A 15211-nucleotide genomic window follows, 5' to 3' on the forward strand; every position below is an offset into this window, starting at 1 on the left:
TGCGCCACAGGTCTAATACAGCAGATTACTTATTCGGAGCGTAATAACTGTCGCGGGTGCGCGCGTCGTAGCCGGCGCGCGTCAGGAAGACTTTGACGTGGCGCAAGCGCCCGTCGCGCTGCTCGTTCTTCGAGACATAGGTGAGGATGTACTGATTCTTCAACTCGTGCGCCACCTGCCCATACATCTCTTTCATCTCGTCGTCGCGCGACGGCGAAAAGATTCTGCCGCCGGTGCGCGTCGCCAGATCGGTCATCAAGCGCTCGGCATTCTCGAACTCCGAGATGACGCGGTCGGCGGTTCGGCCCGTGCCGAAGACGCGCCCCATTTTGCCGCCGTACTGGCTGCGAATCTCGTTGATGAACTGCCGCGCTTTGCTGACGACGTAGACGACCGCGCCCGAACGGATGACCGCGTCGAGCGACTGCTGGTAAGTGATCTTGCTCGACGTGTCGTCGCCGTCGGTGAGCAGGATGATCGCCTTGCGCCCCTGGACTTTGGCGAGTTGTTCGTCCGCCGTCGAGTAGACGGCGTCGAAGAGCGCCGTGCTGCCATACTGAGTGTTGCCCTCGGCGGTGCGCACCATGCCGGGCTTGAAGCGCCACGATAGCGCGTGGCGCACGTCTTCGGCCTTCGCCGTCCAGTCCTGGATCAGCTCGACGTTGCTATGAAACTCGATGACCGAGACCTTGTCTTCCGGGCCGAGCTTATCGAGAAAGTTCACTGCCGCCTCGCGCAACGACGAGATGGCGCCGGCCACGGACCCCGAAGCGTCGAGCATCAGGACGACGTTGACGGGCACGCTGCTGATTAGAAAGCTGGCGATGTCTTGCCGCTGGCCGTCTTCGGCGATGATGAAATTATCCTTCGCCAGATCGGTTGCCTGCCGGCCATAGGGATCCGTGACCGTGACGTTGAGCAAGACTTCGTCAGCGCGCAGCTTGATCGAATCGTCCTGGCCGGAGTTGGAAGACTGCGGATTAGCCGGTGGCAATCGGCGTCCGCTCTGCGACAGGGCGACGCCGGCAATCAGCAACAGCAACAGCGCGCAGGTGAACCAGCGAATCTTTACTTGAGGAGTCTTCATAACAACTGCAATCAGTATAGCCTATCGGAAGTGACAAGTAACAGGTGATAAGACGGTGATGGGCGAGAAGAAGTAATGAGTGATGAGCAAGCTCTGCGTTAAAGCACGAAGCCACATTCGGCATGGGGTCAGGAAACTATAGAGCGTGTCTGAAAAGTCCCGTAGGGACGCGATGTTTATAGTGACAGGCATGAAAAAGAAACAAGCCCCGTAGGGGCGCAATGTTGACATTGCGCCCCTACGGGGCTTGATGAATAAACCGACCCGTGACTATAAACATCACGCTCCTAACGGAGCTGACTTTTCAGACACGCTCTATAAAGACTGAGCCAGGCAACCTGCCGCAGCTTTGCGCTATCATAGGCGCTATGCTGAAAAACTATTTACGCCTGTCTTTGACGCTCGCCTTGTGCGCGATGACTGTTCAAGCACAGTCGCCTTCGACAGAGAGCCTGCGCGGCAGAATCGAGCAGCTCGCCCGCAACGCTCGTGGGCGCGTCGGCGTCGCGATCACCTTGCTTGAAACGGGCGAATCGCTGTCGCTGCAAGGCGGCGAGCGCTTTCCCATGCAGAGCGTCTACAAGCTGCCCATCGGCATGGCGGTGCTCGATCAGGTGGATCGCGGCACGCTGAAGCTGGGGCAAATGATTCGCGTGCGACGCAGCGATATGGTGCCGAGCGGCGCGCACAGCCCGGTTCGTGACCGTCACCCGAATGGCGTGGACTTGAGCCTCAACGAGCTGTTGCGCCTCAACGTGTCCGAGAGTGACGGCACCGCCTGCGACGTGCTGCTGCGTGTTGTCGGCGGCACGGCAGTCGTCAACCGCTATCTGCGCGGCCTCGGCGTCAACGGCATCAACGTCGAGACGACCGAAAACGCGATGTCGCAAAACGAGATGGTGCAGTATCGCAACTGGGCGCAGCCTGAGGCGGCGGTCGCTTTGCTGCGCGCGCTGCACGAAGGGCGCGGCGTGTCTGCGGCCAGCCGCGCGCGACTGCTGCAATGGATGACGGAAACGCCGACCAGCGCCCGCCGCATCAAGGGCCAGTTACCCGCCGGCACCGTCGTCGCCCATAAGACCGGCACTTCGGGCACCCACAGAGGCTTGACGCGCACCACCAACGATATCGGGATCATTACGCTGCCGGATGGTCGGCACCTGGCCGTCGCCGTCTTCGTTTCCGATTCGCCGGCAGACGAAGCGACGCGTGAAGGCGTGATCGCCGGTATCGCTCGCGCCGCATGGGAGTTCTGGACGGCGGCGCGCTAATCGCCGCCGGCGTGAAGGTCATTGCGACGGCGTTGCATGGTAAGTGCGGCGCGCGCGCACGACCGCGTCGGGGTGAGCGACCTGAACGGTCAAACGATGAACCGCAGCGCCTGCCGGCTCGCCGCTCGGATAAAAGCCGAGGCGGTACTGGTGGCGCAGCTCATCGGCGATCAGGTCGAAGGTCTTCTTGAGGTCGGTCACTTCGCCGCTGTAAAAGCGACCGGCTGAGGCGTCGGCGAGCTGGCCTAGATAATCCGCCGCCTGCTCGTTATTGCGCTCGGCGCGCTCGCGGCGGCGCTCGCGGCGCTCGTTGTTCGGGCCGCGGCGCGGCAGCGAGTCCCCGAAGATGCCGCCACGCCGCCCGAAGCCGCCCCGCCCGAAGCCGCCCCGCCGATTGTCGAAACGCGGCGCGAACCCCGTGCGATAAAAGATGGTGTAGATCATCGCGCCCGATTCCTGCGCCGCTTCGAGCGATTCGACCTCGCTGACTGCGCTGCCGTGATCCTTCCCGTCCGTCAGCAAGACAATGGCTTTGCGCCCTTCGACGTGGCGCAGCGAATCATTCGCCGCTTTAATGACGGCATCGCGCAGCACTGTGCCGGCGTACGCGCCAATCTCTGCGCGCTTGACCGCCTGCTCCAGCGCCCGGCGGTCGGCGGTGAGCGGACTCAACAGGTGAACGTCATAGTCGAAGCTCACGATCACCGCCCGGTCTTGCGGACGCAGCCGCTTGATGAAACTCAGGGCGGCGTCCTTAATGTCGCCCAGCACATCGCGGGTGCTAAGACTGGTGTCGAGCAGCAAAGCGACATTGAGCGGCTCTTCTGTGGCTTCAAAGACGGCGATGGGTTGTTTGACGTGATCGCTGTAGAGCGTGAAATCTTCGGCGCGCAGGCCGCTCAGGTAGCGCCCGTTGCGGTCGCTGACGATCACCGGCACGCTGACGAGCGTGGCTTTGAGCTTAATGCCATCTTGCTCTGTCGGCGGCTGTGCGGCGGCGCTGCCGGCACGTGCGACGACAACTAGAAAGGCGGCCAGCGCGAGGGGCAAAATTCGGTTATTCATTGTTACGCCTTGGAGGGGTTCTTACATCAGTGCCGTAGGAGCGCAATGTTTATAGAAAGTGATGAGTAATGTCAGCAAGCTCCGTAGGAGCGCAATGCTGACATTACGCTCCTACGGAGCTTGCTCCAACTACTTACCTCTAGCTATAAACATTGCGCTCCTACGGAGCTGGGCGGTTTCCAACACAACACGAATCAACTTAGCCGCGGATCAATCCCTTGAAGCTCGCCGGATTCGGTTTGTAGCCAGGGAAGATCGCGTCCAGATTGGTCGCGCCCATGTGACGCGCGGCAACCTCGGCGAAGACGTCGCGGAAGTCTGTCGTCAATCGCAGGTCGCGGCCTTCGTATAACTGCTCGGTCGCAAGGCCGGGCCATTCGCCATACACCTTGCCGCCCTTGACCGCGCCGCCGAGCGCGAAAGCGACGCTGGCGTGGCCGTGGTCGGTGCCGCCCGAGCCGTTCTGCCGAATGGTGCGTCCAAACTCGGTCATCGTCAGAATCACCACATTGCGCATACGGTCGCCGAGGTCTTGATAAAGCGCCGCGATGCCCTGGCCAAAATCCTGCAAGCGATTGGCGAGCTGGCCGCGCGCATTGCCTTGATTGGCGTGGGTGTCCCAGCCGCCGACATCCGTGAAAGCGACTTCGACGCCGATGTCGGATTTGATCAACTGGGCGATTTGCAGCAACGCCTGACCGAACGGCGAGCGCGGATAGCTGGCACCGCTGGCCGGCTGGTACTGCTGCGGGTTCGCCTTCTTCAACATCTTCACCGCTTCAAATGCCTCTTTGCCGGTGCCGTGCAACACGTCGCTCATGTTCTGCGCGTAGAGCTCTTCAAAGCCTTTGGCGACCTGCCCGTTGCCCTGCCCTGCGCGAACGCCGAAGTCGCCGATGTTGGTCATGGCGATGGCCGGCGCGTTACCCAGCAACGTGCGCGGCAAATTGGCGGTCAGCGACACGGCGCGGAACGGCGTCGCCTTCGGGTCGCGCTTGGCCTGCAAGTAGCGGTTCAGCCAGCCGTCTGATGTCCCTTTGTTGCCCGGCGTCGCCGATTCCATGTAATCCTGCGCATCGAAGTGCGAGCGCGTGTTATCAGGCGAGCCGACGGCGTGAATGATCGCCAACTGGCCGGCGGCGTAGAGCGGCTTGAAGGGCGCCAGCGCCGGGTGCAAGCCGAAGTAGCCGTCCAGATCAATCGCCGTATCAGTGCTGCCGCTCTTGGGCTGCGGGACGGCAATGTTCGGGCGCACGCTGTAGTAATTCTTATCGCCGAAGGGCACCACCGCCGAGATGCCATCCATCGCGCCGCGCTGAAAGATAGCGATGATGATCGGGCGGTCTTTGCCGCTGCCGGCAAGCGTCTGGCCAAGCGCCGTGCGCTTCAGAAAAGACGGGGCCGCCGCCAGACTGACCATCGCCAGACTCGATGACTTTAAGAAGAATCTCCGTGTTACTGACATAGCTTTACTCCTGGGTGACGAGTGACAAGACCACGCCTTCCACTGTCCCTCTTGTCACTCGTCACTTGTCACTGTTTACCTTCTTTGAAACTCCGGCGAGCCGAGCACCAGGCCGAAGACTTTGGCGATCTCCTGCTCTCGCGGCGTTAGCACCGCCAGCGGCTCATTGCGAAATGCCTGCCGGTTCTCGCGCCCTCGCGGGAAATCGTACTTAGCGACCTTGTCGCCTTTGCCCGGCCGCTGCGGCATCGAGCCGTCAGCCAGAAGCGCCTCGCCGGTCTCGGCCATCATCGCGTCGTTCGGCTTGCGCTCCGGCACAAACTCGCCTTTGACGGGCACGCCTTCGGTCATCTGCTTCTCGAGCACGGCGCGCGTCTGCGGCGACACGTCCTTGTTGAGCAACAGGGCGATGGCTTGATCGAGCGTCTGCGTCGTGTCCTTGCCTGCCGTCTCGGGCGCGATACGCTTGAGATCAACGGTCGTGCCCCGGAGCTTATTCGCGCTCAGCGCCAGGCCGAAGTTCAAACGCTCAAGCAGCGCGCCGGTGTTGACCCACTGCTCGGCTTTGTCCGGGTAGCCGGTCGGCGGCTGGTAGCGATAGAGCGGCTGGCCCATCTTCGAGATGAACTGCGTCACCATCATCGGGTTGTTCATCTCGCCGCCGACGGCGCGGATCGCCGACACCGCCAGCTCGAACGGCGATTTGATCTTGGCGCGGTATGCCTCTTTCGCGTAGAACTCCGGCGACGTGAAGATGGCGCGCAGCATTTCGCGGATGTCGCCGTCGCTCTTCAGATAAACTTGCGCGACGCGATCCACGAGCGCCGGCGGCGGCGTGTCGCTGACGAAGCGCCGCACCAGCTTGGTCGAGATGAATTTCGCGGTGCTGGGATGATGCGCCAGAATGTCAATCACCATCTCGCCGTCTTTGATGCCGCCGCCGGCAGGAATCTTGTGGCCGAGCACCATCTTTTCGCCGTCGTCATGCATGAACGGGCGGAAGACGAAGCCGCCGCCGCGACGCGGTTGCACAATCGTCCAGCCGGTCAGGCAGCGCGCCACTTCCTGCACGTCTTTCTGCGTGTAGCCCCCTTCGACGCCGAGCGTGTGCAGCTCCATCAATTCGCGCGCATAGTTCTCGTTGATGCCGGGCTTGCGCTTGGCGAACTGCTGCGCCGCCTGGGCGCGGCGCTGCTGTTGCTCCGGGCTCATCTGGCCCGACGGGCTATTCGGCTGGCCGAAGCCGCCGAGCCGAGCCGCCCGCTGCAAACGACCTTGCTGGCCGGCTCCCGCGCGACCGGGCAGCTTGGCGTCGGGCGAGCTCGATTGAAAATTGTCGAGATAGAAGAGCATCGCCGGGCTTTTCGCGGTCGCCAGCAGCAAGTCCTGGAACTTGCCGAAGGTGTGCGGGCGAATGGCGCTCATCTCGAAATCGGTGGTCAGTATCTTATCGGCGCCCTTCGGCCAGAAGATGTTGAAGTGGTTGTACCAGAAGTCGGCCATCACTTCCTGCAACTGGCGCTCGCTGTAGACGGCGCGGATCAGCTTCTGCTGCATCAGGTCTTGCAGCAACACTTGCGGCGGCTTGAGGCCATGCTCGCGGTAATACTCCATGACCATCTGCCGGTTCTCTTGCTTGCTCAGATCGAGCTGCGCGTCAGCGGCCTGATTGGCCGGCGCGTTGTCGCCGTTCGGGCTCGCCTGCGGGGCAGGCATCGCCTTTGGCGCGGCATTCTTGCCCTTCAAGCCAAGCTCGCGGGCGATCATGCCGGGCTCCGGGTATTTCTCGGCCAGCTCAGACAGTCCCATATGAATTGATTCAATATTCTTAAGCCGCGCCTCGACCGCCGCGTCCTCAAGCCGTTCGGGGTGAAGCTGCTGATCGATGAACTTGTCTATGCCGATCTGCCGGACGCGCTCGACATCGCCGGGACGCGGGCCGAAGCCGATGCGGTTGAGCAGGTGAATGATCTTCTGATCTTCAGTCAATGCCGTCGTCTTGGCGGCTTTCGCGCGGCTATCGCCAAAGGCCGGCGCCAGCGCGCCGAAGCCGAGGGTTGCGGCCATCACGATGGCCATCAGCCTTGAAGCCGCGCGCCACCCCGCGGCAGTTCGTATCAATGAGTTCTTTTCAGGTTTCATGGTTTACGTCCTCTGATGCTGCGAATTAATTTGATGAAGGAATCGGCGCATGGATTGCCCGCGATCACGCACCGCCCGGATTAAATAGCTTACTCCTTGAAGGCCCCCTACGCGACTTGCTGCCCTGGTTCCTTCGCCGGTTTTCGCGCATTCAGTAGCTAAGACGCGAGATGTTTTGAAATAGTTTGGAAAAGTGATTCTCCTGTTACGTCCATCCGAGCGGACGGAGATGATTGAAGTTGATTACATCAACGCCCTTGCTGCCAAGCAACTGTGATAATTTAAAATCATCTGTAAGGACTAGATAATTGCCTTCAGAAACTGTCCATATTCCGACATCGGTCAGCCCTATTTTGACAAACTCAGCGTGCCCGGCTATTTTCTGACTCTCGACGTACTCTTCCTCCAGAAGTTTGATACCTTCTGCAAAAGTCCGAAAATAAGAGCTTCTTGCAGGCTCGCCAAGCTGGCCAGAGAGATTGGTCACCTCAGTCAATATGTTGGGGGTTGTGACGAGTTTATTGAAAGGGCGCAGGAGAACGACGAGAAGATCGTAATCTTCAATTGTAAACTGTACAGTCCGCTTAAAATTCCTGATCAGATTCTGGTCGTAACTGCCGATAAAAAGCAAAAGCAGAATATTCGTGTCGATGAGCAGTCCCTTCTGTGAATAACGCGCAATCAGTTGTTCAGTATGGCCAATCATGCCGCTCGCATCTTCATAGACTTAACTTGGCCTGTGGCTGAATCGATTTGAAATACCTTGTACTCTCTTTGGTATTTCTGGGGCCCAGCCCCTGATCCACTAATCTTCCAAATTGTTTCACTAAGCTTCCCCATAGGGTCTGTTGAATATATTAGCCGGGAAAACCCTATTGTCACATACCAAAATTTCTCATCATCAGATAGCACGACCTCTTCAAGCAATATATCTTGAAGGGTGCTCATATCATATAACTTTCCCAGATAATCTAGAGCGATGTCTACTGCCTCTTTTACGTCAATCATTTGATCACCATTTTAAACCTCTCAGAACGTGCGGTGGCAATTTTAGCTCCAACTCTTCGAGCCGCACAACTACATTGTCTGATTTGCTCATCCAGGTATTTCTCTACTTAAACGCCAGGAGCACGCCGCCGTCAAGCTGGCGCGCGGCGTGCTCCAGGTGCGCCGTGGCGCGGGCGTTGATCGTTTCGACGTGGCGATAACGAATGCCGCGCACGCGCTGGTAGAGGCGAATCTTCAAGTTCGCCACTTCGCTGTTGATGCAGTAGAGCGCCTCGCCGTCAGGGTCGCGGTATTCGGCTTGAATCATGTCGCGCAAGCGGCATTGCGCCACGCCTTCGATGTGCAGCCGCGTGTTTGAAGCGGTAAATGACCAGTAGCCCATCCCCAGGCTGCGCTTCCACTGCTCGGACAGGCGCAGTCGCGTGAACCGATGCTCCTGGCCGCGGTGCCGCAGGTACAGAGACTGCATCGGCGGCAAGGTCTTGCCGGCGCGGCGCGGGCGCGCCGCCAGCCCTTCAAAGACCGTGCCCGCATGCCCTTCAAAGGCGTTGGCGTGAACCCAAACCCACTCGTCCACATGCTTGCGGCCCCAGAGGTGCGACTGGCAGCCCGGCTCGTCTTCGATGACAAACTCGCGCTCGTCAATCGTGACCGTCCCCGTAAAGCGCGTGTCGAGGTTCGGCGAGCAGACAAAAGACGAGGGCCGCACGAGGTTGACCAGCATCGGCGGCACGTGATGATAAGTGCGCGGGTTCGGTTGATAGCGCAAATCCCATGCGATAGAGCGGCCCGCCTGTTCGACGCGGCCCCGTGCCTGCGAGCAGGTGAATTCGCCGTCGCCGAGGCGCAGCCGGAAGGCTTCGTCCCCGGCGACCGTCAGATGCTCGATGGCATATTCTTGCTTCAGTCCGAGGTTGGCCGAGGAGTTGGCGCGGTCAAACGCCGCCGCCCAGAGCGCGGCGCGCGGCTCGTGGTCGAGCGGCGCTTCGATGCAGTAGCGGAACCAGAAGCCCCGCCGCGTGGCGCGCTGATTCAGCGTCAGGAACCACACCTCGTAATGATTGGCGTTGCGGCGATTCCAGCGACAGAGGTTGTCGGCCTCGTTCGCCGCTACGTCGGAAGCAGGCTTCAGGCTAACAGTCATCCTGGCTCTCTGTGATTGGCGGATCGCAGATTGAAAATAGGAATGTGCTCCCTTGAATCTGCCGGCAGCGGGCGCGACCTCCGGCGCCCGTTTGACGCCAACACCATACCGCAGCAAGCCGGCGGAAGGCAAACTTTGCCACCGCCTCCCGGCTTCTGATAGAATTTTTGTCGCCGCGCCATCGCCCCACGCATCCGGCTGGCGCCGGCTTTCGAGTAACAGAAGGGTAGAATCTGGGTTTCATGCATAGAGCAATTATCCTGGCTGCTTCCATACTGATTTTCGCTGCTTCCCCGGCTCGCGCGCAGAGCGCCGCGCCCGACTCACGGGCGGACGCGATACTCACCGCGGCGCGGCAGCAGATGGCCAAAGGCGAAGCCTGCCTGGCAGCGGGCAACGTCGAATGCGCCCGCCGCGAGTTCGACGGCGCGGTCGATTATGTCTTCGAGCAGGGCATAGACGTGCGCAGCGACCCGCGACTGCGCGCCGGATTGATGGAGATCATTGAGAAGATTTATCGCTACGAAACGCAGCCGGCCACAGACCAGACGGCGCGGCTCTGGAAGTCGCAAGAGTACGAAGGCCGGCCCGTCACGGACGAGCCCGAAGTCGCCGCCGACGACTTGCCGCTTGGGCCGATGAATGCCCCGGAATTTCAGCGGCGCTTCGGCCTGCTGCGCGCCGCTTTCCGCGAGCGCTATGACCGCGACATGACGCTTACGGGCGCCGACCACGAAGAGCACCGCCGGCTCTACGGGCGCGGCAGCGCCTATGACATTCGCGTCCGCGACCTGACGCGCGAGCAGGTCGCCTTTATCGTCGGCAAAGGCAACGAGCTTGGCCTGCGCATCAAGGATTTCTCGACCTGGGAGCGGGTGGCGGCGCACAACGCGCGCTCGGCGCAACTGGGTCGCGCCCTCGACACCTACGCCACCGGCGTTCACCTGCACATCGACCGCATGGGGGTGATCCGAGCGCCGCGCATGATCGCGCAGCCGGCCCTCAGCAAGCCGCGCTTGCAGCCGTCGGTGCCTGAGAATAAGTGATGAACTGGAACGGCGAAGAGCGCAGGTCGGGCAATGACCGCCGCCTCAGCGAGCGGCGACGCACGATGCGCTATGGCGTGCAGAATCTGGTCATCATTGACGGCATCACCTGGATTGACTCCGAAGGCCAGGAGCGCCGCCAGCAGATTCGCCGCCGCCAGGATCGCGAAGCCCTGGTGCGCCAGCTGCTGGAAAGAACAAAGTAATCGGACATGGCAGATGACGTGTTGATTCATAATGTGAAGTTTGATGAGCGCGGCTTGATCCCGGCCATCGTTCAGGATGCCGCGACGCTCGAAGTCGTGGCCCTCGCCTACCTTGATAACCTGCGGCTGGCCCGGGCGCTGCAAACCGGCGAGACGCGCTTCCTCGGCGACATGCAATCCCTCGCCAACATGAGCGATTACCGCCTGCTCGACGTGCGCGTTGACGCGGACGGCGGCTCGTTGATCGTCTTGATTGAACGGCAGACCGGTGAAGCCCGGGAGCGCGAAACGGTCAGCCTCATGAATGCATCCGTTAACGCCGGGCGGTCGTCGGAAGTCGAGCTGGTCGACGTCGCTTCGATGGAATTCGGATTGGGACTTTATAACCTTTACGCGCTGATCGCCGAGCGCAAAGACAAGCGACCGGAAGGCTCGTACACAACCTACCTGTTTAACAGCGGCCTCGATAAAATTCTCAAAAAAGTCGCCGAAGAATCGGGCGAGGTGATTATCGCCGCCAAGAACAAAGTGCCGCGCGAGATCATCTCGGAGCTGGCCGACCTGTTTTATCACCTGCTGGTCTTGATGGTCGAGCGCGACGTGAAGCTCGGCGAGGTCGCGAGCGAGCTGACGCGCCGCGCCGCGCCCCGCGCCAAGAGAGAGTAGGAGGCAGGAGGCAGTTTCCCCAGCTCCTAGCCCCCTGGTCAGGGTCTATTCATTCTCGAATAACCATTGGGGGATGAACCGCCAAGACGCCAAGACCGCCAAGAAAAGCTCGGCGTTCTCTTGGCGTCCTTGGCGTCTTGGCGGTTCAAGTCCGGAGAATGAATAGACCCTGGGTCCCTTCCCTTTACAATGGCTGCGCCGGTGCGGTAAGTTTATAAGACGGTCACGAAGCTCCTATCTTCAACTATCTGCGAGAGTGATTATGGCGATATTCAATAAATTCAACCTGCGTGGCATGGGCGGCGGCTCGGCCAATCTGCTGCAAGACTTCTTCCGCCGCTACACCTTTCTGGCGTTGCTGACGCTGTCGGTGATCGCCGGCATCATGTTCGGCGCGACGGTCGCTTACCAGGCCAGCATGACCGAAGAGGCGCAGCAGGTGGCGGCGCTCGCCAGCTATCGCCCGAACCTGGTGACCCGCGTGCTCGCCGATGATGGCAAGACGGTCGTTGGCGAGTTTTCGCTCGAACGCCGCATCCCCATTACCTACGAGCAGATTCCCGAGAACATGAAGAACGCCATCTGGGCGATTGAAGATGATCGCTTCTTCCAGCACATCGGCGTTGACCCGATCCGCATCGTCAGCGCCGCTCTGAAAAACGTCGTCAAGAGCCGCAAGGCCGAAGGCGCTTCGACGCTGACTCAACAACTGGCGCGCGCGCTCTTTTTGTCGCCCGAAAAAACCTACACTCGCAAGGTCAAAGAGATTCTCCTGTCGTTGCAGATCGAGCGTTACTACACCAAAGAACAGATCATGGAGATGTACTGCAACCAGATCTTCCTGGGCGGCGGCGCTTACGGGTTCGAAGCCGGCGCGCAGTATTACTTCTCCAAGTCGCTCAAGGATTGCACCCTCGAAGAATGTGCGCTGCTGGCCGGATTGCCGAAAGCGCCGAGCTACTATTCGCCGACGCGTGACGAGAAAGCCGCGCTCGACCGCCGCAACGTCGTGCTCTACCGCATGCACGAAGAAGGCTACATCAACGACGACGAATATAACCGCTCGCGGCAGACGCGGATCAATCTGAGCATCAACCCGCAGCAAGCCAACAACAACTCGATCTATGGCTACTTCGTCGAAGAAGTCCGCCAGGAGATGGAAGACACCTTCGGCACCTACCAGACGCAGACCGGCGGCCTGAACATTTACACGACGATTGACCCGAAAGCGCAGCGCGAAGCCATGCGCTCGGTGCGCCGCGGGCTGAACGCTTACGAGGACCGTCACGGCAAGCGCTGGCGCGGCAAGCTGCTCAACGTGCTGGAGACCAAACAGGCGACCGACCTGACGCACTACACGCACGCCGACTGGCTGGGCGATTACGTCGCCGGCGAATACCTCTACGGGCTGGTGATGAATGTGGCGGCGGCCACTGCCGACATCCGCTTCGGCGATTACAAGGCGGTCATCACCGAAGCCAACACCAAGTGGGCCGGCGCGCCGCCTTCGCGCTTGCTGAAGCGCGGCGACCTGGCGGTCTTCCGCGTCGTCAAGGTGGACAACGATAAGAAGACGATGGAGGTGAATCTCGATCAGGTGCCGTCGGTCGACGGCGCGCTCGTCTGTATCGATTCCAAGAACGGCGACATCAAAGCGATGGTCGGCGGCTATGACTTCACGACCCGCAAGTTCAACAACTCGACGCAGGCCGAGCGGCAGACCGGCTCGACCTTCAAGCCATTCATCTACACCGCCGCCATCGAAGAAGGCTTCACGCCCGACACGGTGGTGAGCGCCGGGGCGTTCGTTGATCCGGGGACGGGGTGGTCGCCGACGAATTATGACGGCTCGGCGGGCGGCGGCATGCTGCCGCTGCGCAGCGCCTTGCAGCAATCGCTGAACGTCGTCGCCGTGCGGCTGCTGTCAATCGTCGGCGTCGAGAAGGGCGCCGAGGTAGTCAAGCGCTTCGGCCTGCCCAACCCGATGAAGCGCGTGCTGCCGTCGGCCCTCGGCGCGACGGAAGAGCCGCTGCTCGACATGACGAGCGCCTACTCGGCGTTCTCGAACATGGGCACGCGGGTCAAGCCGCACCTCATCAAGCAGGTCACAAACGCCGATGGCAACCCGGTCGAAGGCGGGCAGTTTAAGGAAGAGACGTACAAAGTCATCTCGCCCTACGTCGCCGCGCAGATGCAGGACATGATGCGCGGCGTCGTCACCGGCGGCACCGCCGGCTCGATCATGGGCAACAAGGAATTAAGCAAACGCATGATCTGCGGCAAGACCGGAACCGTGAATGACTTCACCGACGCCTGGTTCATCGGCTATACGCCATCGTACACGGCGGGCGTGTGGATCGGTTATCCCGGCTTGAAGAAATCGCTCGGCAATAAAGAAGCCGGCTCGGTGGCGGCCTTGCCCATGTGGATCAGCTTCATGGAGAAGTTCCTCGCCGACAAGCCGAACGATAAGTTCCCCAAAGCCCCTGGCCCGGATAGAGAGATCGTCGCCAAGCGCGCCCAGGCCGAGAGCGCGATTCGCAAGGCCGCGGCCGCCGAGGCCGAGAGCACCGCCAAGGGGACCGACGATACGGCCGACAAAGCCAAGAGCGCGGCGCAGGACGAGACGCCGCCGAAAGACCCTGGCGCACGCCCCGCGCCGAAGATGGACGACGCGGGCGAAACGCCGCGCCCGCCGCGCCCGCCGCACGACGTCGAGCGTACACCGTCATCGCGTCCGCCGACTTCACAACCCGAACCGCAAACGCCGAAGAAGCGCGGCAAGAACGGATGATTAGCGTTAGGAGTCAGGAGTCAGGAGTCAGGAGTCAGAATAAATTTGGAAGGCGCGAAAAGCATACCCGCTGCCGCCGATTTCCTTGCTCATTCTGACTCCTGACTCCTGACTTCTGACTCCTCATTCTCGTTGCCTATGCTACCCTTCATTCTCATTGTCTTGATCGTCATAGCGGTGTTGTGGTGGGCGAACAGGCGCAGAGGGCTATCGTTGAATGAGCGGCAATATCTGAAAAGCCGCGGCTACGAAGCCGACGCCGCGATGGATGCCGGGCCGCCGGTGGCCAGGGATACACGCCTTTCAAGTTTGATCGAATCGCTCGGCGACCTGACGCCTTATGCGCGCCAGCGCGCCGCCGAAGACCTGGCGCGATTGTGTCAGTCGGGCGCGCCCGATCCGCGCATGCTGCCGCCGCTGCTGACGGCGTTAGATGATAAAGACGCCGCGGTGCGCAGCGCGGCGGCCAATGCGTTGACTCAACTGGGCAGCACAGACGCGGTCGCGCCGCTCAAGCGCCGCCTCGAAGTCGAAGAATCCATCCACGTCCGCGCCAGCCTGCAACGCGCCATCGAACGATTGGAAACCTAGAGCGCACCTTTAAACCTGATGCTGACGCCGCCACGAGTTTATATCGAAGAGCTGCTTGATCTGGGCGAAGGCACCGACGCGGACGTGGCGCGCAATCTCGCAGACCTGCGCCGCATCAATCGCTTCCTCGGCGGGCGGCGCGTCGTCATCGAATCGCTCGACCGGCTCGTCACCGATGGCCGATTGCCAAGGCTTTCCCTGCTCGATGTCGGCACAGGCTCGGCGGACATTCCCGGCGCGGTCGCCGACTGGTGCCGGGCTCGCGGCATCACCTCCAGCATCACCGCGCTCGATCTGAGCGAGCGCAATCTACGCATCGCCCGCTCGCGGCTCGGCATCAACGAAGACGTGCAACTGGTGCGCGGCGATTCGCTGGCGCTGCCCTTTGCCGATCACTCGGTTGACGTGGTCACCGCTTCGCTCTTCCTGCACCACTTCGAAGACGCCGACGTCGTGCGGCTGCTCAAAGATTTCGCGCGGGTGGCGCGCCGCGCCGTCATCGTCAATGATCTGATCCGCCATCTGGTGCCTTACTGGTTCGCGCGATTGAGCGGGCCGCTGCTGGCGACAAGCTACCTGACGCGCTACGATGGGCCGGCGTCGGTGCTGCGCGGCTTCACTGTGCAAGAGATGGCGACGCACGCCGAGCGCGCAGGCTTCCGGCAGGTGCGCGTCCGCCGCCGCTTTCCTTATCGCCTGTCGCTGGTGGCGCGAGTCGCTGATTGA

Annotated in this window: 14 protein-coding genes; 7 read left to right on the forward strand and 7 right to left on the reverse strand. The window is 61.1% G+C overall.

Going from position 1 to position 15211, the window contains the following annotated elements; genetic code table 11:
* Positions 1-25: 25 nt before the first annotated feature.
* Positions 26-1087 (reverse strand): VWA domain-containing protein, encoded by a 1062-nt coding sequence (locus VJ464_26000; GenBank protein HKQ08602.1) that lies wholly within the window; start codon positions 1085-1087, stop codon positions 26-28.
* 416 nt (positions 1088-1503) lie between these two features.
* Between VJ464_26000 and bla the strand changes: the two genes are divergently transcribed.
* Positions 1504-2358, forward strand: a complete 855-nt coding sequence (bla, locus tag VJ464_26005; protein HKQ08603.1) for a class A beta-lactamase — start codon at positions 1504-1506, stop codon at positions 2356-2358.
* A gap of 18 nt (positions 2359-2376) precedes the next feature.
* Here the strand turns inward: bla and VJ464_26010 are convergent, their stop codons facing one another.
* The 6 genes from VJ464_26010 to VJ464_26035 form a co-directional block, all read right to left on the reverse strand.
* Positions 2377-3423, reverse strand: a complete 1047-nt coding sequence (locus tag VJ464_26010) for a VWA domain-containing protein (GenBank protein ID HKQ08604.1) — start codon at positions 3421-3423, stop codon at positions 2377-2379.
* Between the two features lie 199 nt (positions 3424-3622).
* Positions 3623-4888: a DUF1501 domain-containing protein gene (locus VJ464_26015; GenBank protein HKQ08605.1), complete on the reverse strand. Its 1266-nt coding sequence runs from the start codon at positions 4886-4888 to the stop codon at positions 3623-3625.
* A 75-nt stretch (positions 4889-4963) separates the two neighbouring features.
* Positions 4964-7030 (reverse strand): DUF1800 domain-containing protein, encoded by a 2067-nt coding sequence (locus tag VJ464_26020; protein HKQ08606.1) that lies wholly within the window; start codon positions 7028-7030, stop codon positions 4964-4966.
* Positions 7031-7235: 205 nt separating this feature from the next.
* The gene (locus tag VJ464_26025; GenBank protein HKQ08607.1) at positions 7236-7736 is read right to left on the reverse strand and encodes a PIN domain-containing protein; all 501 of its coding nucleotides are present in this window, start codon (positions 7734-7736) and stop codon (positions 7236-7238) included.
* A complete protein-coding gene (locus VJ464_26030; protein ID HKQ08608.1) occupies positions 7733-8038 on the reverse strand; it encodes a hypothetical protein in 306 nt (101 codons plus the stop codon). Before VJ464_26030 ends, VJ464_26025 begins: the two co-directional genes overlap by 4 nt.
* A gap of 103 nt (positions 8039-8141) precedes the next feature.
* Positions 8142-9182 (reverse strand): tocopherol cyclase family protein, encoded by a 1041-nt coding sequence (locus VJ464_26035; protein HKQ08609.1) that lies wholly within the window; start codon positions 9180-9182, stop codon positions 8142-8144.
* Between the two features lie 242 nt (positions 9183-9424).
* Here VJ464_26035 and VJ464_26040 point away from each other — a divergent pair, with 242 nt between their 5' ends.
* From VJ464_26040 to VJ464_26065, 6 genes are all read left to right on the forward strand, one after another.
* On the forward strand, positions 9425-10228 hold the full coding sequence (locus tag VJ464_26040) for a hypothetical protein (protein ID HKQ08610.1): 804 nt from the start codon (positions 9425-9427) through the stop codon (positions 10226-10228).
* Entirely contained in the window at positions 10228-10434 is a 207-nt protein-coding gene (locus VJ464_26045) for a hypothetical protein (protein HKQ08611.1), read from the forward strand. Before VJ464_26040 ends, VJ464_26045 begins: the two co-directional genes overlap by 1 nt.
* Positions 10435-10440: 6 nt before the next feature.
* A complete protein-coding gene (gene hisE, locus VJ464_26050) occupies positions 10441-11100 on the forward strand; it encodes a phosphoribosyl-ATP diphosphatase (GenBank protein ID HKQ08612.1) in 660 nt (219 codons plus the stop codon).
* 262 nt (positions 11101-11362) lie between these two features.
* Positions 11363-13894 (forward strand): PBP1A family penicillin-binding protein, encoded by a 2532-nt coding sequence (locus tag VJ464_26055; protein HKQ08613.1) that lies wholly within the window; start codon positions 11363-11365, stop codon positions 13892-13894.
* Between the two features lie 213 nt (positions 13895-14107).
* The gene (locus tag VJ464_26060) at positions 14108-14485 is read left to right on the forward strand and encodes a HEAT repeat domain-containing protein (GenBank protein HKQ08614.1); all 378 of its coding nucleotides are present in this window, start codon (positions 14108-14110) and stop codon (positions 14483-14485) included.
* Positions 14486-14503: 18 nt separating this feature from the next.
* Positions 14504-15211, forward strand: a complete 708-nt coding sequence (locus tag VJ464_26065; GenBank protein HKQ08615.1) for a methyltransferase domain-containing protein — start codon at positions 14504-14506, stop codon at positions 15209-15211.

Source organism: Blastocatellia bacterium (genome assembly GCA_035275065.1).
Lineage (GTDB): Bacteria > Acidobacteriota > Blastocatellia > UBA7656 > UBA7656 > DATENM01.

Coding starts and splice junctions, on each gene's coding strand:
- VJ464_26010 (HKQ08604.1), bottom strand. CDS start 3,423: ATGAATAACCGAATTTTGCCCCTCGCGCTGGCCGCCTTTCTAGTTGTC.
- hisE (HKQ08612.1), top strand. CDS start 10,441: ATGGCAGATGACGTGTTGATTCATAATGTGAAGTTTGATGAGCGCGGC.
- VJ464_26020 (HKQ08606.1), bottom strand. CDS start 7,030: ATGAAACCTGAAAAGAACTCATTGATACGAACTGCCGCGGGGTGGCGC.
- VJ464_26065 (HKQ08615.1), top strand. CDS start 14,504: ATGCTGACGCCGCCACGAGTTTATATCGAAGAGCTGCTTGATCTGGGC.
- VJ464_26025 (HKQ08607.1), bottom strand. CDS start 7,736: ATGATTGGCCATACTGAACAACTGATTGCGCGTTATTCACAGAAGGGA.
- VJ464_26030 (HKQ08608.1), bottom strand. CDS start 8,038: ATGATTGACGTAAAAGAGGCAGTAGACATCGCTCTAGATTATCTGGGA.
- VJ464_26045 (HKQ08611.1), top strand. CDS start 10,228: ATGAACTGGAACGGCGAAGAGCGCAGGTCGGGCAATGACCGCCGCCTC.
- VJ464_26055 (HKQ08613.1), top strand. CDS start 11,363: ATGGCGATATTCAATAAATTCAACCTGCGTGGCATGGGCGGCGGCTCG.
- VJ464_26040 (HKQ08610.1), top strand. CDS start 9,425: ATGCATAGAGCAATTATCCTGGCTGCTTCCATACTGATTTTCGCTGCT.
- VJ464_26035 (HKQ08609.1), bottom strand. CDS start 9,182: ATGACTGTTAGCCTGAAGCCTGCTTCCGACGTAGCGGCGAACGAGGCC.
- bla (HKQ08603.1), top strand. CDS start 1,504: ATGACTGTTCAAGCACAGTCGCCTTCGACAGAGAGCCTGCGCGGCAGA.
- VJ464_26015 (HKQ08605.1), bottom strand. CDS start 4,888: ATGTCAGTAACACGGAGATTCTTCTTAAAGTCATCGAGTCTGGCGATG.
- VJ464_26000 (HKQ08602.1), bottom strand. CDS start 1,087: ATGAAGACTCCTCAAGTAAAGATTCGCTGGTTCACCTGCGCGCTGTTG.